This is a genomic window from Amycolatopsis sp. NPDC059027 (genome assembly GCF_042739735.1).
Classification (GTDB): domain Bacteria; phylum Actinomycetota; class Actinomycetes; order Mycobacteriales; family Pseudonocardiaceae; genus Amycolatopsis.
This window is the reverse complement of sequence record NZ_JBHYIK010000012.1, coordinates 1-20,791: the sequence shown is the minus strand read 5'-3', so window position 1 is coordinate 20,791 and position 20,791 is coordinate 1. Positions and strand designations below refer to the sequence as shown.

Genomic DNA, 20,791 nt, shown 5'->3' with positions numbered 1-20,791 from the left:
CGGGTTTGCGAGGTACGGGGGCGCCCCCTCCGGGCCGCCCCTGGCCCGGGCTGGGGGCGCGTCCGTCCCCGGGGGGCCCCGCCCCCCGGACCCCCACGGTGCGGTCGGTGCCTGAACCAGCGTGGTCACCCCACGGGACCCCCACGGTGCGGTAACTCTCGACCCCAGCGTGGTCACCCCCACGGGATCCCTACGGTGCAGTCAGCGCCTGAACCAGCGTGGTCGCCCTCAAGCGGAGCTGGCTTGGCCGCTCGTTGGGCAGCAAGGCAGCCACCGACGACCACCAGCGTGCTTCGAGTGCCTGCAGGATCTGGTAACGCATCTCCCGCGTCACGTGGTCGTAGACCCGGCCCATGCCCTTCATCTTCTGCCCGAGCCGGGCACGGCGGGCCACCTCAGGGATCCCGTCTTCGGCCAGCCATGTCGAGTGGCTGTGCCGTCCTTTGTGGAACGTCAGGCCGGGCCGGATGGGCGGGACCACCATGCCTGTGTCCGTGCCGTCCCACACCGGCCGCCAGAACCAAACTTTGGACAAAGCCGAACGTTTTACAATCCCGCCGGAAAAAAGAGCGCGTTCGTGGAACGCGCTGATCGTGGCATGAGCGGATGTGTGGTGGATTCGGTCAGCCGGTGGGCTGGTCGTGGGTTGCGCAGTGGATGCCGCCGCCACCGGAGGCGATGGTGTCGATTTTGACGGGGACGACGTCGCGACTGGGGAAATGTTCGCGCAGGATCTGCCGGGCGCGGTCGTCGGCCGCGGCGTCGCCGAACTTCGGGATGAACACGGCCTTGTCGCCGATGTAGAAGTTGACGTAGGAGATGACGCTCTTGCTGCCGCGGACGGTGACCCGGTCCGGGTCCGGCTGGGGCAGATCGATGACCTGGAAGGCCTTGCCGCTCGCGTCGGTGGCGCTCGCCAGCACCGTCCTGGCCTGGTCGGCGGCCTGGGACCAGATGTCGGCCGGGCTGTCGGGTGCCGCCTTGTCCACCAGCACGATCCCCGGGGCGACGAAGCGCACCAGGCAGTCGACGTGGGCGTCGGTGATGTCCTTGCCTCGCACCCCGGCGAACCAGATCACCTTCGTGACACCGAGGGTCTGCTTGAGCTCGTCCTCGATCTGCTGACGTGTCTTGCCACGGTTGCGGTTGTCGTTGACCAGCGAGCTCTCGGTGACCAGCAGCGTGCCCTTGCCGTCGGTTTCGAACGAGCCGCCCTCGGCGACGATCGAGGTCTGCACCCGCGGGATCCCATACCGCGCCAGCACCGCGCGGGCGACACCGGAATCGTTGTCGTGCGACTGTTTGCCGCCCCAGCCGTTGAAGTTGAAGTCGACGCCCATGACCTTGCCTGCCTCCTCGACGAACACCGGCACGGTGTCGCGGGCCCACAGGTCCTCCACCGGGATCGGCAGCACCTCGACACCGGCTCCGCATGCCTGTTTCGCGCCGTCTACGTCCTCGGGGCGGGCGAGCAGCACCACGGACTCGTGATCGGCGATCGCCCGTGCCAGACCGGCGATGTCCGCCCGCACGGCGGGCAGCTCGTCGTCCCAGATCGTCGCCGTCGGCCAGGACATGAACGTGCGTGCGTGGTTCTCCCATTCGGCGCCGAACCGGCGGGTGCCGGCCGATGTGCTCAGGGCCGTCGCGGGCGACGGCCCGGTGGCTCGGGTCAGCGGCGCCTCCGGCCGGGAGCACGCCGCGGCCCCGACGGCGGTCATGCCGATCCCCGCCAAGGTCCGCAGCGCGGTACGACGAGACAGCGGGGAATCGAACACGACACACACTCCAGGGGTGAGCACACGAGCCAAGGTCGAGGCGAGATCGCCTCGTGGCGACCATCATGAGGCTGACTGAAAATTTAGTCAAATCGAGCGACGGCCCAGCCCCGGGACGGCCAGGCACGGTGAACGCTGAGGTGACGGGCGCGTGGCATGCCGCTGATCCCGATGGGGCCCGCGCATCGGTACCCCTGCTCAGCGTGGCCGACCACCCGATGCCGGGACGGCGGCGCTGTAGTGTGGTTCGGCGGTATCCTTGAGGCTGACTGAAACATCAGTCAGTGGGAGGTGTCGTGTCGGAACGCCAGAAGGCGATACTGGACGCCGCTGTCCGGGTGATCGCGCACAGCGGCGTGCGGGGGTTGCGCATCGAGAAACTCGCCGCCGAGGCGGACATCTCCACCGCGCTGATCTACTACCACTTCGGGAACCGCGCCGGGCTGCTGCGACGGGCCCTGGAGCACATCAGCGACCGCGCGGCGGATTACACCCAGCACACGGGGACCGAGGCGACCGATCCGCGCGGGGAACTCGAACAACTGTTGCTGCTGGAGATACAGGACACCGAGACGGTGCGCATCAACAGCACCGCGTGGGGGGAACTCCGCGCCAGCGCCGTGTTCACCGACGACCTGCGCGAACCACTGGCCGAGTCGACCCGGGTATGGGTGGACGAGGTCGCCGACGCCATCCAGCGGGGACAACAGGCCGGGACGATCTCGGCGCGCACCAGCCCCGTCGACGCGGCCGAACGGCTCACCGCCCTGACCGAAGGGCTCAGCGAACGCTGGCTCAGCGGCTCGATGACCGTTACCCGCGCACGAACCTTGCTGCGCGACGCGATAGCGGCGGAACTGGACAAACCATGAGCAGCGCCTATCGCCCCATCCCCGCCCTTACTCTGTTGGTCACCAACGGGTGAAGCCCGTGGCCAGGAATGCTGGCATAAAAGTCATACCCACTTCCCTGCATCCGCCCATCCTCTCGAACCGGAACACCCCTGAAAGGTAAGTTCTGCCGTGAGGACTCGAGGTCCAGAAACGGGCCAGGCGTCAGCACGATGCCGATCTGGGTGAACGACCCGACGGAACCCGAGCTGCCGCTCTTTTCCGAGACCTCAGAGGTCAAGTAACGGGAAGGCTTCCACCAGTCGCCGTGATCGAACCGGACAGCAGATCTGGAACACATTCTCTCGGTTGACCACCTGCCGCTGGTGATCCCCTCGATCGGCAAGGTGGTGATCCCACATCGGGTGGCCAACGACAGCGCCTGGACGAACAATCTGTAAAGGTACCGATGGGCCAGGTGAAGTTGGACGAGCTCCTTCCGACTGACATTGCCAAAGATTTCGCGATCTTCGTGAACGATGGAGAAGACTTCGACAACATCAGCTATGGTGCCGAGGTCACTGACGATCGGCTGATCGTGACGGTCGGTGCCGACGACAGCGGCACGACGCGCACTTTCAACTCTGGATGCGTGAGGTGCGCGCGCAGGCCTGAACCCAAGCTATCGGTAGGTGGTGGTCGCGAGTACGGCCACCACCCATTGGCACGGCGTCGACGCCATACCGCACCCGGAAGTATGACTCTCTCCCGGCGTTCGTAGAGCTGAGCAGAAGATCGCCAGATCGGGCGCTTGGTCGGTCAGGGTCCAGGGATCCGACAGGCTGGCCAACCGCAACCGGCTGGCCAGCCGTCGTTCCTCGGTGGCGTTGACCTCGATCTCCAGCAGCCGTTCCAGCGCGGCGGTCATGGACGGCTCGTGTCGCGCTGCCCTTGGCCTCACTATTTCCAACGCGAACGCCAAAGTTAGTTCGTTGGTACTTGGTTGTCCTGGCTGGCGACGAGTTTCCGCTGGATGTTGTCGGCCTGGGCGGTGCGATGTTGGTTTTGATAAATGGTTCGTGCTCGTTGCCAGGCGTGCCGTGCCTGTGGTAGTCGCCCGAGGGTGGCATGGAGATCGCCGATGCGTACGAGTGTCTCTGCTTCAAGGTAAGTGCTGCCGAGTTCTCGGCGAAGGTTGAGTGCATGTTCGTAGTGGTCGAGGGCGCTGTCGTTTTCCTCGGTGAGGTGGGCGATGTAGCCGAGGATGTCGAGCGCGCTGGCCTCTCCTTCACGCGCGTGGTGTTCGCGGAACACGGTGAGCGCGTATTCACACGGCGCGCTGGCATATGTTAGCTGCCCGAGCCTTGCCGAGAACCAGCCCACGTGATTGAGGGCGTCGGCCTCCCACACCGGATCGTGGGCGTTCCCGAACAGTGCCGCGGCCTGCTGGGCATGTTTCAGGGCTCCTTCGTCGTCACCTTGCCATGCACACACTTTCCAGAGGATTCGGTGACTGTGCGCCTGCCCCCGCTGGTCCCCGATACTCTCGGCCAGTCGGAGCGCCTCACGGGTGTGTTCCACGGCCTCGGTGTGTTGCCCTGCTCGGCCGTAGGCGTCCCCTGCGCGCCATAGCGCCATGATGCGCAGGTGTAGGTCCCCCAGATGGTGGGCGGCGACCACGGCGTTCCGCCAGCAGTCGAGGTTGTCGCGGATATGTCCCCGGCGAAAATGGAAGACCGTCAGGCCCCACGCCACCCCCCACACCACCGCCGACCAGCCCTGTTCCCGAGCGTGCTGCTGGACGCTCAGAAGACAAGGATGTTCAGCCTCGAACCAGTCCAGAGCCGCCGCATCCGGAAGCGCCCAGGGCGCCGGGGGGCCGACGGCGTCGAATTCGGCGGTGGGCTGGTGCGGATCGAGCTGGTTCTGCGCAGACCGCGCTGCGCCGGTGTAGTAGAAGGCCAGGTGGCGCAACGCGGCATCGCGGGCAGCGTCGGACTGATGCTGAGCAGCATGACCTGCGACGTAGCAGCGGACCAGATCGTGCATCCGATACCGGCCAGGTTTGTGCTGCGCCAGCAGCGATACCCGTTCCAAGACTGCCAACGTGTCCGCGGTTTGGGAGATCGTCAGCTGGCTGAGGGCTGCGGCCGCAGGCACGGCGATTTCCGGCGTGGGGGCGGCACCTATCAAGTCAAGCACTCGCGCCTGGCCAGCGGTCAAGGCCGAGTACGACCAGGACAGTACAGCCGGCACGCTCGCCGCCGAGTCTTTGTCATCGAGGGCGTCCAATGGGGTCGTGGCGTTCTGGAGATCGGTGGCCAACGCCGCGAGCGGGAGCTGGGGACGCGCCTGGGCACGTCCGGCGACGATGCTTAGCGCGAGCGGATGCCCACCGCACAGGCCGAGCACGGTGCCGGCAGCGCCCGGTTCCGCGGCCAGCCGCTCCGGCCCGAGGCGTGCTGCCAGCAAGCTATGGGCATCATCGTCCGGGAGCACGTCAATATGCAGCGGGTGGGCGTTGTGGGCGGCAACAAGTCCGGTGAGCTGGTCTCGGCTGGTGACCAGGACGGCACAACTCGGGCTACCTGGCAGTAGCGGCGCGACCTGTGCTGAATCGCGGGCGTTGTCCAGCACGATCAGCACCTGACGTTCGGCCAGCGCACTGCGGTACAGCGCACACTGCGCGTCGAAGTCAGCGGGAATCTGGTTGGCGGCGACGCCGAGCGCGCTCAGGAATCCACGGACCACAGCCTCTGGGCGCGTGGGCTGTCCAGCGGGGCCGAAGCCACGCAGATCCACGAACAGCTGCCCATCGGGAAACCGGCTCTGATACTGGTGCGCCCACCGCAGGGCCAACCATGTCTTGCCGACACCTCCCGCACCGAACAGCACCGCGACCATCATCGCGCCAACCACGTGGCCGTGGGATTCGAACAGCTTGCCAAGCCTGGCCAGCTCACACTTTCGCCCCGAGAACCATGACGGGGCAGCCGGAAGCTGGTGCGGAACAGGCATCACACCACGCTGTTGCAGCCTCCTGCGTCCGTACCGGGAGCCACGCAGCCTCGGTCGTTGCTCCCGATCGGGCGTAGGAGCCTTCACCGCATCGAGATCAGATCTCCTCCGTTCCACATCAGCGTGCAGTGCTTCCACCGCGGTGGAAGAGACCGTCCCCGCACTCGACAACGCGACCCCCGCACGGCGGGTGTTGTAAAAACCCAACTCGGCGTCGGAGGCGCCCCCCAAGATTGTTCGGAGTGCTTCGCGGTAGCGGCTTCCGGGCCACTGGATCACCCCGCGTTCGAGCTTGCCGATGTAACCTGCGTCGAGTTCCACCCGCTGGACATAGGCGGTCCATAAGTACGCATTGACCTGGTCAGCAAGCTCCCGACGCGACACGCATTCGCCCGGATGCTCCTGCGAAGGTGTGCGCTCCCGAGCTTCCCGCAGCCGAGTGTTGGGTACTGCCACGATCGTCCTCCCCGCAGACAGTGGCATCGTGCCATCACCCACCGTGATGCACGGCGGTCCGAGCTGTCAACCACATCCGGCGACCAACGTCAAGACCGCACGGCAATCCTCCCCTCAACCTCCCCGAATACCTCCCTTCTCAGCTCCCTTCCAGCTAACAGGCCCATCCGGCAGGGTGGGATTTACGGGTGAAGCAACGACGAGTGGGTGCCCATCTTCCTTTTGCAGGAACCGGGGGTGTGGGTGTCGCTGCGGGGACGGACTTCGCGGCGACATCCACCCCACACTCATCGTCAATGATTTCTCCTACTTAAATGAATCATTTCGTTAGACGAGCAAAAGGAACTGATGTATCGAGGGAAAGGAACTGGCAAGGAGAAGGAGATCGGGGCCAGCGGCAGCAGATGGCCGCGCACCCGGCGGCCGAGGGCCCGGGCGGACAGGCAGGCCAGGGTGTTGGCCCGCCACCACAGGACCTCGTCCGGGGCGATTGGGCCGCGACTGTCGGAGGGTCTTCGCCGTTGGAGCCGGTGCAGGCCCGGCACAAGATCCCAGAGAATGTCCGGGCTACCCGATATTCGGGTGCGTGCCGGATACTCTCGAGTGAAATGGATCAGCAATCTCGCCGCTCCCCCGAGCGTGGTCATGCACCGATTGTGCTCGTGTCAAGCCTTTTGCGCCAGGACGCAAAGGGTGTACTTGCTGTCCTGGCTCCAGCAATACTTGTGACCGGGTTGCCGCGTCAGAGCTGTCTCGCTTGATCCGAGGTCCACTATTGCATGGGGGGATTACCGCCGCAGTCGCTCTTGCTGTTTGTCAACAAGGAGGACATATCATGATCAATTGGGTTCGAAAGTCCTGCTTGATCGTCAACGTGCCGACACTGACCACTATAGGTGCTATCGCTCCGGACCATAAAAACGGTCAATTCTGAGAGGGGACGAAATGATGAAACGTGGACTTGGACTACTCGCCGGCGCATTGCTGGTTCTCGCGGAGGTGATCTGCGGCACCTCCACGGCAAGTGCCGCGGCCATCACCCGACCGGCAGCGGCCTGTCCTGGCCAGATCGATCCAGGACCCTTGCCCGAGGCGCACACCGTCCAGCAGGCTTCGGGTCAGGGCTTGATAGTCCAGCTCAGGTCGGACGCAGGCAATGAGCACGGATGGTCGAGGGTGCTCCACGCGAGTCGCGGAATGGTGGTGTGGTTGAACTACAAGTACAACCTCAATGACAGGCCACTTCCATGTGGTCAGGTATGGCTCCCGAACGGCGGCGACGCGCACACTGTAGCGATGAATTCCACCGGGAATGGCTTCTACTTGCAAGCGTGCGCGGGATACGGCAACGCCGGCGATTCCACGTGCACCATCTGGTGGTGATCACGCCAACTGCACATGCGAAGGTTCGCCCGCTCGGCTGTGCGGGTGAACCTCGCGCGTAGGATCCGCTCCGCTGATTGTGTGCTGGGCGGCCGGAGGGCGAGACTCCCCCGGAGACCTGGCATTGTTGCAGTGACGCGGAGGAAACCGGCGATGTTCGCGCCCGAAGCGTAGTCACCCAGGCGACCGCGTTCTTCGGCCGTGGCGAGCCCAGGTGTCGTGGATGTCGCGCATGATGTTCGCGAGGCGCCGGTCGGTGGTGGGAGTGGGCTGATGGCGGTTAGCTCCGAGCTGGGTTCTCTAAGGTGGTTCGTCGTCGGAAAACACTGATGGGACAGCGCTTTCGGCGATCACGACGCGCATCTCCTCTACGACCTCGGGCGAGTACTCAACATCGCCCCAGACTGCCGATGTGCTGGTGTCCCAGAGCCACCCGGCGGCAGAGATCGACTTCCCCACACGCACATGATGGTGATAACCCCCGATTTTGCCTGGTAGTCAACTGTTCACTGCTATCTGCAGACCCCCAAGCCACATACCATGTATTGACATCCCGCCAATAGCCACTCAGCGGCAGAGCTACGCCCTGGGAGCGTTCCGGGACAGGATCCCCGTAGCTACAATCCGGATCACGACGCGGCCGCCCGTGTCGTCACCCAGCTGGTCCACGGCACGACCCCGCAGAGCCGGCGGCCGTAACCGGTGAATTACCGCTGCTACAACATCACCAGCAGCCGGGTGTCGCCCCGGGGCAGTGTGCCAGCCGAGCCGGCCGTGCTCGATCAGGATGACTGTCGCTCGTGGACCCCGGTCAGGCATCGTGCGCCGCGACGTCGCGGGCGGTGAGCGCGGCGGCGAGGTGGCGAGCGTGTTCGGGACGGGTCGGGTCGTAGCCGGTGATGGTGCGTATCCGGTTGAGGCGGTAGGTCAGCGTGTTGCGGTGGATCGTGAGCGCGGCGGCGGCCTCGTCGCGGCTGTGACCGCTGGCGAGAAACGCCCGGAGCGCCTCGAACAGATGCGGATGGCCGTCGAGCGGGACGAGGACGGCGGCGAGGCGATCACGGGCAGGTCCCGGCTGAGCGAGCTGGTATTCGACGGCGAGATCGTCGAGCCAGTAGATACCAGGCTCGCGGGCGAGCCGCCGGGCGAGTGTGAGGATCTCAGCGGCCTGCCGGTGCGCGTCGGGGATGCCGGGATGATCGGGCGCGGTCACGGCTCCCGCGGTGCAGGGCGTTCCCGCCGCGGTGCCGATCCGGGCCAGCAGCCGCGCAACGCGGGTGCGTTCGGGTGTGGCCTCCCGGGGATCGCAGGGCACCAGGAGCACCCCGCCGTCCCGTTCGAAACCGGCAAGCACGTCCGGCTGAGTGTCCAATTCGGTCTGCATGCGCCGGAACACCGCCGTCGTGGTCTGCGCACCCGTGCGGGGCGAGGCTTCCGGCACGGCCAGGTGGAACGCGACGACGGTGTAGCGCTCGGCGAGGGTGCGGCCCCCGCGTTCCGCGGCACGGCGTGCCGGACGGCCGGCCAGCAGAGAGGCGGCGAGATGCTGGCGGGATTCGCGGTGCTCCCAGTCGAGGTCCCGTTGCTCACGGAGGTAGCTCTCGGCCACCCGCGGCATGAGCACGGCGAGGAAGTCGAGGATCGGTTCCACCATCGCCGTCAGCTCGCCAGGCCGGTCCGGGAGGACCTCGGTCGCGATGGCCCACACCTGCTGCGCGCCCAGCGGGTAGATGCGCAGCACGGCCTCCAGCGGCAGGCCGTCGCGCGTGCGTTCGCCGCCCCGGACGATCGGAAGGGACAGTTCCTCGTCGGTCGGCGCGCGGCCCGCGGCGATCGAGGTGAGGAACAGTTCGATCACCGCGCGGACGTTGGCCACCAGATCGCCTTCCCGGACGCTCTCCGGTAGCACCCGATAGGCGGGGATCTCCTCGACACAGCGGGCGGTGACCGCTTCCGCGATCTCCCCGGCACGGGAGAGCAGTACAGCGGCGACGGGTGGTTCGGAGTGGACAGGGGGCATGGCTCATTGTCACCACGCACAAACCCGCGCGGCAAGTTTCTGCGCATCGTGCCAGCAGACAGCGATCATGGCGTGGTCCATTCTGGTCACCATGACGAAGGGGAGATCCCGCTGGGACACCCGGTCATCACCTCAAGGCCGTCGACGCCGTTGACGCCGCATCCGGAAAGGACATCGCGATGAAGCGAACCCGTCGGTTTGTGCTGGGGCTGCTGTCCCTTGCGCTCGTGTGCGGTACCGCCGTCCCGGCGGACGCGGCGCCCGCGAAGAACGCGGCACCGACCGAGGCCGTGCCGCCGCCCAGCAAGGACCCGTTCTACGTTCCCCCGCAAGGTTTCGAATCCAGTCCTAATGGGACAGTCCTGCGTTCGCGGACGGTCACGGCACTCGCCATCATCGTGCCGATCCCCGCCGACGCGCATCAGGTTCTGTACAAATCGGTCGACAGCCACGGCAAACCGGTCGCCGAAACCGCGACAATCGTGGTGCCGCGCAACCCGTGGACCGGGTCAGGACCGCGGCCGCTGGTGTCGTATCAGCTGGCGGAGGATTCGCTCTCGACCCGTTGCCAGCCTTCGTACACCCTCCGCGTCGGCGCGCTCGGCGCGCCCACACCCGCCGGGACGTACGAGGTGACCCAGTCCCTCGGCGCGCTGCTCAAGGGCTACGCCGTCGTCTATTCCGACTACGAAGGCCCGAACTCGGACTTCATGGCCGGCCCACAGGCAGCGCACGGTGTGCTCGACGGGATCCGGGCGGCACAGCACTTCGCACCCGCCGGACTCGCGGCGGACGGTCCCGTCGCACTGTGGGGCTACTCGGGCGGCGGCTTCGCCACCACCTGGGCCGCCGAGCAGCAGGCGTCCTACGCGCCCGAGCTGCATGTGGTCGGCGCCGCGGCGGGTGGTGTCCCGGCGGATCTGGAGAAGATGCTCAAGTACAACGACGGCAACCTCGGCGCCGGGCTCGATCTGATCGGCGTCATCGGCCTGGCCCGCGCCTTCCCCGAGGCGGGTGTCCAGTCCCTGCTCAACGAGAAGGGTAAGAAGCTCTTCGCGGACAATCAGGACAACTGCACCCTCGACATCGCGTTGTTCCACCCGTTCGACCACCTGGCGAACTACACGACGGTGCCGGATCCGATCGCGTCGGAGCAGGCGCGCTTCCTGTACCGCGCGAACAGCGCGGGGAAGGCCACGCCACGCTTTCCGGTCTACAACTACCAGGGCCTCGCCGACGAGTTCGTCCCCACCCCGCCGGTCGACGCCCTGGTGGCGAAATACTGCTCCGACGGCGGAACCGTCGAAAAGTCGCGCATTCCCTTCGCCGGGCACATCACCGGCGAGGTCGTGGGGAGCGGTCCCGCACTCGACTTCCTCGCGGCCCGGTTCGAGAGCAAGGCGCCCCGTAACGACTGCGCGTAGGGACGCACCGAGGCGGACAGCCCCCTCAATAGTCATCTCGGCGTTCGCGGCCCGACGGTTGTCCGGTGTGTCCGGCCAACCGTCGGGCACACCGACAACCTGCTCACATCTCGGTGGGTTCTGAGCTGCCCGTCGTGGGCGGCCGCGGCAGATCCGCGGCGATCTTCGTGAGCAGGGCCTGCAGGGTGACCCGCTCCGCCTGGTCCAGCGGGCCAGAATCATCTCCTCGACGCCGGTCATCGCGGTGTCGAACCCGGCGATGAGTTCGCTTCCCGCCGGTGTCGCGTAGACGCGTTTGCCGCGCTCGTCGCCGGCTCCATGCGCCGCTCGACGAGACCACGGCGTCGAGCCCCTGCAGGAGGCTGGACACGCTCGCCGCGCTGGTGCGGCTCATCTGGACGATGTCACGCTGGATCGCACCGGGGTTCCCGACCAGGTAGACGAGCGCGGCACTCTCCTCATGACTGAGCCCGCGCTCCCGGATCCAGTCCTCATCGGTTTTCCGCTACGCCCAGACGATCCAGCGCATCAGATCAAGGCTGCTCTAGCCGGCCATCACGATGCCCACGGACCGACGCCGCCGACCTTGTCGATCCGGACGCGGGTGAGAAAGCCTGGCGGCGCGTTGTCCGGCGGGAACTTCACATCCGGGCCGGCCAGCGTCCTCGCCAGCTCCGTGAGCAGCTCGGGCGCACCGCCTTCCACAATGCGAGCAGTCCCGGTGATCGCCAGATACGGCCGCATCACGTCCCCGCGTTCAGGGGAAAGGATCGTCAGCGCCACCCGGCCGTCGCGGCGGACATTGCGCACCTTCTTGTGCTCGCTGAGATGTGCCACCACGAGCTCGTCACCGTCCGGCGTCGATTGCAGCGCCACCCAAACCACAGTGACCTGTGGGCTGCCGTCAGGGTTGAGGGTGACCAGCGTTGCGTCGGCACCGGTACCGACGAGTGCGCGCGCGGCGTCGTCAAGTTTCATACGGTGGTTGACAACCCGGACGGTACTTTCATTCCCGCTCTCGACACGGTGTCTTGCACTTCCCGCACCGGAAACATCTCGGAACAGCGGACCACGGCCCGAACAGCCCGAGTCTCCTGCCCCATCGGGCGATTTCGCCGAGGGATGCACTGAACCTTTATGTGGCTTTAAGAGTACTCGAAGGCTGAGCGGAGACAGTTCACCGCGACTGATCGCGAGGGGGACCTGCCATGCCGCACGACTTCGGCCACCGGTGAGCCGCTGAGATGGGGAATCACGTAGTCGACGACTTCTTCGCCCCCGCACTCGACCTGCGCGATTCGCTCGAACTCCGTTTCACCGTCCGGAGTGACCGGCAGGCAACAGGTGCGGAGCGGTCCCCGTACTTCCTGGTGTTCGAGGCAGGTACCGGCACCACGGTGAGCTGGCACCGGTTCGTGACACTGGCTCAGGCCACTACCTGGGCACTGCAGCGCTTCGCCCACCCACCCCCCGCACTCCTGCAGCAAGCCCCGTCGGACGAGCCCCGGAAATCTCACCGAACCCGTTCTCCCGGCAGAGTTCGGCGGTGAAGCGGGACACGGCCGCGAGCCGGCCGAACACCTCGCGAGTCCCGGGGGTTTCCGCGGCGAGCACTTCCTCGGTCAGGTAGGAGAACAGCGGCCCACCCGGGCACGCGAGCGCGGCCGGCGCGAGGGAGGTTCGGCGAGCCGACCACTCGAGGGTGATCGCCGTCAGCGCGGGCCAGCCGGCGGTGAACTCGTACACCTGTGCCGTCGCCTCGGGCGGACCGGCTATCGCCGACGCCGACAGCGCCAGATCGACAGCGTCCAGTTCGAGCAGTATCGGCCGGGGACATCGCCTACCGGCAAAACCGCACAGGTGCCGACCGCGCCCAGGACGCGACGGCCGTGAACTTGCCGAACACGTCGAAATCGGGGACCTGACCCTTCGGCCGACTCGCCAGGGCTGAGCACCCCGCACATCGGCAGTGGTGGCGGAGACCTCCGTGCGGATGGGTCTCCACCACCGCCTACCACGCCTGATCGATCCAGCCCCGCGGCGGATCAGACGGTGAGGACGAGTTTGCCTCGGAGGTGACCGCCGTCGAGCAGCCGGTGTGCGTCGGCGATGCGTTCGAATGGGAACGTTTCCTGCACATGGACCCGGAGTCCGCCCTGTTCGGCGAGTTCGGCGAGACCGCGCAGGGCGACCGGATCGGGGTCGACCCCGATGCCGCTGAAGCGCATGCCCGCCGCCTTGTACTTCGCGGCGAGTTCTGTGTCCTCGTCGGCGACCGCCGTCACCAGGTGGCCGCCTGGGCGGAGCACGCCGAGCGATCGTTCGGCGGTGTCGCCGCCGAGCGTGTCGAACACGACGTCGATGTCGCGGACCGTCTCGGCGAAGTCGACCTTCGTGTAGTCGATCGCTTCGTCGGCGCCAAGTCCTTCGACGAACTCCCGCTTGCTCGCACTGGCGGTCGTGATCACGTGCGCGCCGCGTGCTTTCGCGATCTGGATCGCGACGTGGCCGACCCCGCCGCCACCGCCGTGAACCAGGACGCGGTCGCCGTCGGTCACGCCGCCGAGGTCGACGAGGCCCTGCCACGCCGTCAGCCCGACGATCGGCAGCGCCGACGCCTCGACGTGCGACAGCGACGCCGGCTTGCGCACCAGGTGCAGTGCCGGAGCGGCCACGACTTCGGCGTACGCGTTGGCCGCCCGGGGGAACAGCGGCATCCCGAAGACCTCGTCGCCGGGCCGGAACCGCCACGTCCGCGCCTGTTCGACCACGCCGCTGATGTCCCAGCCGAGAACGAACGGCGGACGGCCGAGCAGCGGGAACTCGCCGGCGCGCAGTCGCGCCTCCAGCGGGTTCAGCCCGATCGCCTCGACCCGGACGAGAACCTCGGTCGGCAAGGCTCGGGGCTCGGGCGCGTCCACGACGGTGAGTACTTCGGGACCGCCGAGCTTCTGCTGGGTGATGACGCGCATGACTCTCCTGACTTTGGGTGTGAGAACAACGATGATCGCCACAGCTCAGGCGCGCTACCGGTACCCCGCCAGAAAATTCTGATAACCCGCCAACCGCGGGCTAGGCTGAGTACCTATGAGCGAAGCGGTCGACGAGCCGGTGTTCTGGACCGACGATTCGGCGGTCTGCGCGCCCCTGGCCCACGGCGAGGACGTCGCCGCGCACTTCCACGACTTCGGGCAGCTCAGGTACGCCGCTTCCGGTGCGCTGGTCACCGCCACCCGGGTGGGCACCTGGGTGGCGCCGGCGAGCCGTATCACCTGGGTACCGCCTTTCCACGTACACAGCAGTCGCTCGTACGGCGAGACCGAAGTCCGGCTGCTCCGGGTTCCGGCGGAACTGGCCGAGCGGCTACCGGCGGAGCCCTCGGTGTTCGTGGCCAGTGCCCTGATGCGCGAGGCCTACCTGGCGCTGCTCACCGACCACGACCCTGCCGACAGTCCCCGCGCGAGCCTGCTGCTCGAGGTCGTCGTCTCGGAGCTAGCTCGTGCCCGGCGGGAACCACTGCGTCTCCCGGAGCCGAGCGACACCCGCCTCAAGGCCGTCACCGACCTGCTGCACGCCGACCCGGCCAGCCCGGCGACCCTGGCGGAGCTGGGGCACCGGACCGGCTCCAGCGAACGAACCCTCAGCAGGCTGTTCGGCAGCGAACTGTCGATGAGCTTTCACCAGTGGCGCACGCTGCTGCGCATTCAGCGGGCACTGCTCGAACTCGGCGAAGGCGCCTCGGTCACCGACACGGCGATACGGCTGGGCTGGGCGAACCCGAGCAGCTTCATCGAAGCCTTCACCGATCTCGTCGGCCAGACACCCGGCCGCTACCGCGCTACCGCGCGCGCACCACACGAGTAGCCTCGGCCTGCCCGAACCTCGCGCGGCCGGAACCGGCGCTCGACGCGCACGCGAACCCGGACCGCATGCCTCGGCGGCACAGGCGAAAGACCGACGGAGCTGTACGAAACCATCAGCGTCCGGAGGGATCCCCGTGTGACGTGCCGCACATCGACCATTGCGGGCTACGTGTGCCCCGCAGGTTTGTTGCGGCTTCTACCAGGCACAACCTCGCCTGGCGAACAGGCCCGGGCCGGTTGCGCGGGTCCCTGGGCCTTCGTGTCGTGTGGCGGGGGTGAACACTTCCGGCGGCTCGGGTGAATATGCGATGTGACTAGGGCTGAGCGGTACGCCCCGGCGAGCGGGGTGGACGGTGATGATCGACCGGACTTGTGCGGGCACGACCTTCAGTCGGTCTTCCAGAGCTTGTTCGACAACCATGCCAGGGACGTGCGCCGATATCTGGCCAGCCGCGCCGGGCCCGCGGTAGCCGACGATCTGGTCAGTGACACGTTCCTGATCGCGTTGCAGCGACGGGCCAGCTACGACCCGGCACGGGCCAGCGCCCGCGCCTGGTTGTTCGGCATCGCCACCAACCTGCTGCGCCGGCATGCCAGGGCCGAAATCCGGTACCTGCGGATGACCGCCCACGACCACGGCACGCAGGTCACCCACGGGCACGCCGATCGGGTGGCCGACCGGGTCGACGCTCAGGTCAGGGTCCGGGAACTGGCCGCCGCGCTGGCCGATCTCGCCCCCGGGGATCGGGACGTGTTGCTGCTGGCCGGCTGGGGAGAGCTGGATGCCAGCGAAATCGGTGCGGTACTCGATATTCCCGCGGGCACTGTCCGTTCCCGGCTGCACCGGGTCAGACGGCTACTCCGAGCCCGAGCAACACCCAAGGCCCTGCACAGTCCGGAAGGAGAGCACACCGATGACTGAGGACAACATCCGTCGCTTGTGGACGAACGACGAGCTGGACGAGGCACTGAACTCGCTGCGCGCCGAGGAACTCACCGACCAGCGGCCCCTGGCCGCCGCGAACAACGCCCTGCTGAACGCGGTACGGTCCCTCGACGGAACGAACACTCGTGTGCCCGGAACCACCCCACTGATCGAGTTCAAGGGAAAGCCGGCGTCCCCCACCGGGCGGCGCTGGTGGATCAGTGTCGCCGCCGCGGCGGTCATCGCCGTCTGTGCCACCACGGCGATCATCGGAGCCGACCACGGTGACCCTTCACTCCCGTCGCAGGTAGCCGCGCCGGGGGTGAAGTTCGTGTCGGTGCAGCAGGCACTGAACACCGCCGCCGACAAGATCCATGTCACCGGTGAGACTCCCCTCCCCGCGGGCAAGTTCCGCTATGTCGCGACCCACACCTGGCTCCTGTGGAACGACAGCAGGATCCCGGCCGCCTTCTCCGGCGAACAGCTGACGCAGACCTGGCAGCCCAGCGACTTCGACGGGCAATGGCTGCTCAGAACCGCGCCCACCGGGAACAGGAAATGGCTCATCGGCAACGAAAAAACGCTCAGGGCCGCCACAGAGCAGATCGAAAAAAACCACGATGCCGACCTCAACGCGTATTGGCCGAGTGGTGAATGGCGCGCCACGAGCGGAAAGTTCCCCGCCAAGGCCATGGCCCTCGTCGGCCGGTCCGACGACGAATGGGGCGCGCCCACCAAACGGCAGCTGGCCGAGTTACCGCGTGACCCGCAGCAGCTGTACGACCTCATGGCGGCCGACCTCTCGGTGGTGAACAAACCCAAGCTCGGCGGGGTACTGGACATCGCCACACGGCTGCTCAAGACCGGTGCCGTGCCGGCCGACCTCGAGGAGTCGCTCTACCGCGCCGTGGCCAAGATCCCCGGACTCAAGGTGACCGAGCAGGTGGCCAACCTCGACGGCCGCACGGGCGTCGCACTGGGCGTCGACCCGGTCGACGGCACCTTCCGCATGGAAATCATCGTCGATCCCGCCACCGGGGAATTCATCGGGGAACGCCGGACCCAGCTCAAGCCGGAGGAAAACGACATCACGGTAGCGGGCATCAAGCCCGGCACCGTGACCTTCTCCAGTTCGGTGCGGACCGCCGTCGCCGACGAACAGGGCGCCGTCCCGCCAGGACAGTGACCCGTTGGCCAGCCCGTATCCACCCAAGTTTCCCGATACCCGGCAACCCCTGTATCACCTCACGAGGGAGTACTGATGACACCACGGAGACGGTTGACCGCCGGCGTGCTGGCCACGGCCTGCGCGGCGGCGACCTTGGCGGCCGTGCCCGGCCAAGCGGGCGCGGCCGCCGCGCCGGGCGCACCGGCAGGGGACGGCGACGGCCACCAGGTCACGTTGATCACCGGTGACCGGGTCAGCGCGCACAGGGACGCGCGTGGCCACTGGTCACTGGCCATGCAGGACGATGCCCGCTCCGGGCACGCGCCGTACGTCCAGTTCGGCGCCCGGCACGGGGACAGCACCGACTCGTACCTGGTACCGGTCTCCGCCCTTCCGCTCGTCGAAGCGGGCCGGCTCGACCGGGAACTGTTCAACATCACCGGGTTGATCCGCCAGGGCTACGACGACGCCGGCACCGACACGCTGCCGCTGCTGGCCGAGTACTCCGACGGCGTGGCCGCCCGCTCGGCCGCGCCGGCCGGCGCCCAGCGCGGTCGCAGCTTCGGCGAACTGGGCTACACCGAACTCGGTGAGTCCAAAAAGGACGCCAAGGAGTTCTGGGCAGGGCTGAGCGCGGGCGGACCGGCCGCGCTGTCCGGTGGGCCGAGCAAGATCTGGCTCAACCACCAGGTGCGTGCCTCGCTGGACCAGAGCGTGCCGCAGATCGGCGCACCGGCGGCCTGGCAGGCCGGTTACACCGGCAAGGACGTCACCGTGGCCATCCTGGACACCGGGATCGACGCGGAGCACCCCGACCTGGCCGGGAAAGTCGCGCAGAGCAAGGATTTCAGCGGCAAGGGCAGCGTGGCTGACGGCAACGGGCACGGCACGCACGTCGCCTCCATCATCACCGGCTCCGGCGCGGCCTCGGGCGGCAGGTACAAGGGGGTCGCCCCGGACGCCAAGCTGGCCATCGGCAAGGTGATGAGCGACGGCGGCTCGGGCCGTGCGTCCGACATCATGGCCGGCATGGAGTGGGCCGCGCGCGAGGCCAAGGCGAAGGTCGTCAACCTGAGCCTGGGCAGCTACCCCACCGACGGTACCGACCCCGAATCGCAGGCCATCAACAAGCTGAGCAAGCAGTACGGCACGCTGTTCGTGGTCGCCGCCGGTAACAGCGGGCAGGACGAGGGGGTCAGTTCCCCTGCCACGGCCGACGCGGCACTGGCGGTGGGCAGTGTGACCAAGTCCGACGCGCTGTCCCCGTTCTCCGACCGCGGCCCGCGCGTCGGCGACGGCGCGGTGAAGCCGGAGATCGGCGCCCCGGGCAGCGACATCGTGGCCGCGCGCGCCAAGGGGACCACTATCGGCAAACCGGTGGGCGAGTACTACACCACGCTCTCCGGTACCTCGATGGCCACCCCGCACACCGCGGGCGCCGCGGCCATCCTCGCGCACCAGCACCCGGACTGGACCGGCGAGCAACTCAAGTCCGGGTTGGTCGGCACGGCCAAGGAACTACCGGGTATCGGGGTGACCGCGCTCGGCGGTGGCCGGCTCGACGTGGCCACCGCGGTGACCCAGGCCGTGCGGTCCGAGCCCGCGACGGTGAACACCGTTGTGCGGTGGTCCGGCAAGCCCGATAAGCGCACGGTCACCTACACCAACCCCGGCGCCACCCCGGTCACGCTGGGCCTCGCCTTCAGCCTGGCGGACAAGCAGGGGCAGCCGCCCGCCGCGAACCTGGCGAAGATCTCGGCGAACTCGGTCACCGTGCCCGCGGGTGGCAAGTCCACTGTGGACATCACGTTCACCTCGAGGTCCGGCAAGCCCGGCACCTACCAGGGTCTCCTGCTGGCGAGCACCGCGGACGGCAAGACGCGGGTGCGCACCCCGGTCGGGGTGCAGGACGAGCCGGAGCTGTACGACCTGTCGGTGAAGACGCTGGGCAGGGACGGCAAGGCACCCGGCGCGCAGGACAACCAGACCTCCGTCGCCGTCAACGTCCACACCGGACAGAGCTTCTTCGGTTACGCCGGAAAGCCGATGCGGGTGCCGCCAGGGGAATACACCCTGAGCGCGGGACTCACGGCCCGCAGGCCGGACGCTCCGGTGGAAGTCACCGCGTTCGCCAACCCGGACGTCAAGGTGACCCGTGATACGACGGTGTCCTTCGATGCCCGCCAGGCCAAGCCGGTGACGGTCCACACGGACCAGACCGGTTCCCCCGCCGGTGGACTGAGTGCCCGGCTGGAAACCCGCCCCGAGGGGCCGCACGAGCCGGTGTCGCTCGGGTTGGCCGCCGGCGCACAGTTCCAGCGGCTCTACGCCTATTCCACCCCGGGGGTGGGCTCGAAGTACTTCCGCTTCACCAATGACATACAGCTCTTACAGCCGCGCGTGGAACTCACCGCGGAAGGGGCGCAACCGCTGGCAGTGGACGTGGGCTTCGCGCCGTTCTCCGACGGCCCCCCGCTGTCCGCCCAGCGGCTGGGCACCGTCTACGGCGGTGCCGGCACACCGGCCGATCTGTCCAAGGTGGACGCCAAGGACAAGTTGGTGCTATTGGACTTCCCGAACGGCATCCCCGCCAGCGAGGCCAGCAAGCGCGTCGACAACGTGAAGGCGGCCGGTGGGCGCTTCGCCGCCTACCGCCTTGTCGACGCCGGCGCCTCGGCCAGGCTGCTCGGCGCCGCACCCGTCACGTGGTCGCTGCCGACCTTCTCGGTGGACGGGTACACCGGCGACCGCTACGTGGCACTGGCCAAGGCCGGCGGCTTGACCTCTTCGCTGACCATACGGGACCACAGCGAATACGCGTACGACCTGTACTACCCGTCGGCGGGCAGCATCCCTGCCAACCTGGTACACGAGGCCAGGGCCGCGGACGTGGCCGCGGTGACCATGGCCTACCACGGCTACGCCAAGGAATTCCTCCCGATGGTGTACGCGTTCGCGGTGGGTCCGGAAGGGGAGATCAACCGGGGCGGGAGGAGTGCCACGCCCCAGTCCGAGGAACGGCGCTACTTCACCCCGGGTGACTGGCGACTCGCGGTGCAGGGCGTCGAGTTCTCCGATGCCAGCGCTCGCCCCGGCGGTACCCTCGTCGAGGGGCAGCGCACCCTGGCGGCGGGCAAGTCCTCCCGCATCGACTGGAACGCCGCGGTCATCGGCCCCGCCTTCACCGGCACCACCGGGTCGGGCCGTCCGTGGGTGTCGCAGACCGAGGACTACGCGCTCGACGTCACGTTGCCGGTGTTCTCCGACGCGGCCGGGCACAGCAGCGGCACGGACTACATCTACGGACTGGACCGGGGTACCACCGCGGCCTATCTGGACGGTCAGCTGCTCGGTACCCAGAACTCGCCGGGACGCGGTGTTTTCCAGGGCCCGGCGCGGTTCGGCACGTACCGGATCACCACGGAGGTGACCAGGGACCAGCCCTGGTGGCCGGTCTCCACCAAGTTCAGTGGTGAGTGGACGGTCGCGTCGGCCCGGTCCGCGGACGCACCGCTGGGCATGCTCGCCGTCGGGTTCGCCCCACCGGCGGACCTGCGCAACATCGTGCCGGGCGGCAGGGAGATCAGCTTCCCGGTGACGGTGACCCGGCAGGACTCGCCGCCGAAGGTCACCGCGCTGTCGGTGGAGATCTCCTACGACGACGGTGCCACCTGGCAACCGGTCGAGCTGGCCCCGGACGGTCCGAAGTGGACGGCCAAGGTCCGCCACCCGGTGAGCGGGTTCGCCTCCTTGCGGGCCAAGGCCACCGATGACAAGGGCAACGCGGTGAGCCAGACCATCACCCGCGCCTACCAGATCGGCTGAGTGGCCGTGGGGGGGGGGGCCCCCCCCGCGCGCCCCCCCCCCCCCCCCCCCCACCCCCCCCCCCCCCCCGCCCGGCGGGGGGGGGGGGGCCGTACGCGTGG

The 20,791-nt window shown here is 67.8% G+C and carries 15 protein-coding genes; 6 read left to right on the top strand and 9 right to left on the bottom strand.

Annotated features, from left to right (window positions below; translation table 11 throughout):
- Nucleotides 1–190 precede the first annotated feature (190 nt).
- Both ACFWY9_RS10610 and ACFWY9_RS10605 read right to left on the bottom strand, forming a co-directional pair.
- Nucleotides 191–484 carry a hypothetical protein gene (locus ACFWY9_RS10610; RefSeq protein ID WP_378338708.1) on the bottom strand — a complete coding sequence of 98 codons (294 nt, stop codon included), beginning with the start codon at nt 482–484 and terminating at the stop codon, nt 191–193.
- A 139-nt stretch (nt 485–623) separates the two neighbouring features.
- Nucleotides 624–1,778 (bottom strand): agmatine/peptidylarginine deiminase, encoded by a 1,155-nt coding sequence (locus ACFWY9_RS10605; protein WP_378338707.1) that lies wholly within the window; start codon nt 1,776–1,778, stop codon nt 624–626.
- A gap of 296 nt (nt 1,779–2,074) precedes the next feature.
- Between ACFWY9_RS10605 and ACFWY9_RS10600 the strand changes: the two genes are divergently transcribed.
- Nucleotides 2,075–2,650, top strand: a complete 576-nt coding sequence (locus tag ACFWY9_RS10600; RefSeq protein ID WP_378331136.1) for a TetR/AcrR family transcriptional regulator — start codon at nt 2,075–2,077, stop codon at nt 2,648–2,650.
- Between the two features lie 640 nt (nt 2,651–3,290).
- On the opposite strand, the gene ACFWY9_RS10595 is transcribed toward ACFWY9_RS10600, so the two are convergent.
- From ACFWY9_RS10595 to ACFWY9_RS10585, 3 genes are all read right to left on the bottom strand, one after another.
- On the bottom strand, nt 3,291–3,536 hold the full coding sequence (locus ACFWY9_RS10595; RefSeq protein ID WP_378338706.1) for a hypothetical protein: 246 nt from the start codon (nt 3,534–3,536) through the stop codon (nt 3,291–3,293).
- 56 nt (nt 3,537–3,592) lie between these two features.
- Nucleotides 3,593–6,082, bottom strand: coding sequence for an ATP-binding protein (locus tag ACFWY9_RS10590; RefSeq protein ID WP_378338705.1), 2,490 nt, complete (start codon nt 6,080–6,082; stop codon nt 3,593–3,595).
- A gap of 2,194 nt (nt 6,083–8,276) precedes the next feature.
- Entirely contained in the window at nt 8,277–9,485 is a 1,209-nt protein-coding gene (locus ACFWY9_RS10585) for a PucR family transcriptional regulator (RefSeq protein WP_378338704.1), read from the bottom strand.
- A 179-nt stretch (nt 9,486–9,664) separates the two neighbouring features.
- Between ACFWY9_RS10585 and ACFWY9_RS10580 the strand changes: the two genes are divergently transcribed.
- The gene (locus ACFWY9_RS10580; protein ID WP_378331141.1) at nt 9,665–10,909 is read left to right on the top strand and encodes a lipase family protein; all 1,245 of its coding nucleotides are present in this window, start codon (nt 9,665–9,667) and stop codon (nt 10,907–10,909) included.
- Nucleotides 10,910–11,012: 103 nt separating this feature from the next.
- Here the strand turns inward: ACFWY9_RS10580 and ACFWY9_RS10575 are convergent, their stop codons facing one another.
- The 4 genes from ACFWY9_RS10575 to ACFWY9_RS10560 form a co-directional block, all read right to left on the bottom strand.
- Nucleotides 11,013–11,303, bottom strand: a complete 291-nt coding sequence (locus ACFWY9_RS10575) for a hypothetical protein (RefSeq protein WP_378338703.1) — start codon at nt 11,301–11,303, stop codon at nt 11,013–11,015.
- A gap of 161 nt (nt 11,304–11,464) precedes the next feature.
- The gene (locus ACFWY9_RS10570; RefSeq protein WP_378331142.1) at nt 11,465–11,887 is read right to left on the bottom strand and encodes a PPOX class F420-dependent oxidoreductase; all 423 of its coding nucleotides are present in this window, start codon (nt 11,885–11,887) and stop codon (nt 11,465–11,467) included.
- Between the two features lie 456 nt (nt 11,888–12,343).
- A complete protein-coding gene (locus tag ACFWY9_RS10565) occupies nt 12,344–12,655 on the bottom strand; it encodes a hypothetical protein (protein WP_378338702.1) in 312 nt (103 codons plus the stop codon).
- A 299-nt stretch (nt 12,656–12,954) separates the two neighbouring features.
- On the bottom strand, nt 12,955–13,881 hold the full coding sequence (locus tag ACFWY9_RS10560) for an NADP-dependent oxidoreductase (protein WP_378338701.1): 927 nt from the start codon (nt 13,879–13,881) through the stop codon (nt 12,955–12,957).
- A gap of 115 nt (nt 13,882–13,996) precedes the next feature.
- On the opposite strand from ACFWY9_RS10560, the gene ACFWY9_RS10555 reads away from it, so the two are divergent.
- The 4 genes from ACFWY9_RS10555 to ACFWY9_RS10540 all read left to right on the top strand — a co-directional run bounded on the left by ACFWY9_RS10555 (nt 13,997) and on the right by ACFWY9_RS10540 (nt 20,690).
- On the top strand, nt 13,997–14,773 hold the full coding sequence (locus ACFWY9_RS10555; RefSeq protein WP_378338700.1) for an AraC family transcriptional regulator: 777 nt from the start codon (nt 13,997–13,999) through the stop codon (nt 14,771–14,773).
- Between the two features lie 309 nt (nt 14,774–15,082).
- On the top strand, nt 15,083–15,694 hold the full coding sequence (locus ACFWY9_RS10550; protein ID WP_378323736.1) for an RNA polymerase sigma factor: 612 nt from the start codon (nt 15,083–15,085) through the stop codon (nt 15,692–15,694).
- On the top strand, nt 15,687–16,883 hold the full coding sequence (locus tag ACFWY9_RS10545; RefSeq protein WP_378338699.1) for a CU044_5270 family protein: 1,197 nt from the start codon (nt 15,687–15,689) through the stop codon (nt 16,881–16,883). The genes ACFWY9_RS10550 and ACFWY9_RS10545 overlap by 8 nt, the downstream gene beginning before the upstream one ends.
- A 75-nt stretch (nt 16,884–16,958) precedes the next feature.
- Nucleotides 16,959–20,690 carry a S8 family serine peptidase gene (locus ACFWY9_RS10540; protein WP_378323739.1) on the top strand — a complete coding sequence of 1,244 codons (3,732 nt, stop codon included), beginning with the start codon at nt 16,959–16,961 and terminating at the stop codon, nt 20,688–20,690.
- Nucleotides 20,691–20,791 lie beyond the last annotated feature (101 nt).

Coding starts and splice junctions, on each gene's coding strand:
- ACFWY9_RS10560 (WP_378338701.1), bottom strand. CDS start 13,881: ATGCGCGTCATCACCCAGCAGAAGCTCGGCGGTCCCGAAGTACTCACC.
- ACFWY9_RS10545 (WP_378338699.1), top strand. CDS start 15,687: ATGACTGAGGACAACATCCGTCGCTTGTGGACGAACGACGAGCTGGAC.
- ACFWY9_RS10540 (WP_378323739.1), top strand. CDS start 16,959: ATGACACCACGGAGACGGTTGACCGCCGGCGTGCTGGCCACGGCCTGC.
- ACFWY9_RS10575 (WP_378338703.1), bottom strand. CDS start 11,303: ATGAGCCGCACCAGCGCGGCGAGCGTGTCCAGCCTCCTGCAGGGGCTC.
- ACFWY9_RS10585 (WP_378338704.1), bottom strand. CDS start 9,485: ATGCCCCCTGTCCACTCCGAACCACCCGTCGCCGCTGTACTGCTCTCC.
- ACFWY9_RS10580 (WP_378331141.1), top strand. CDS start 9,665: ATGAAGCGAACCCGTCGGTTTGTGCTGGGGCTGCTGTCCCTTGCGCTC.
- ACFWY9_RS10595 (WP_378338706.1), bottom strand. CDS start 3,536: ATGACCGCCGCGCTGGAACGGCTGCTGGAGATCGAGGTCAACGCCACC.
- ACFWY9_RS10570 (WP_378331142.1), bottom strand. CDS start 11,887: ATGAAACTTGACGACGCCGCGCGCGCACTCGTCGGTACCGGTGCCGAC.
- ACFWY9_RS10610 (WP_378338708.1), bottom strand. CDS start 484: ATGGTGGTCCCGCCCATCCGGCCCGGCCTGACGTTCCACAAAGGACGG.
- ACFWY9_RS10555 (WP_378338700.1), top strand. CDS start 13,997: ATGAGCGAAGCGGTCGACGAGCCGGTGTTCTGGACCGACGATTCGGCG.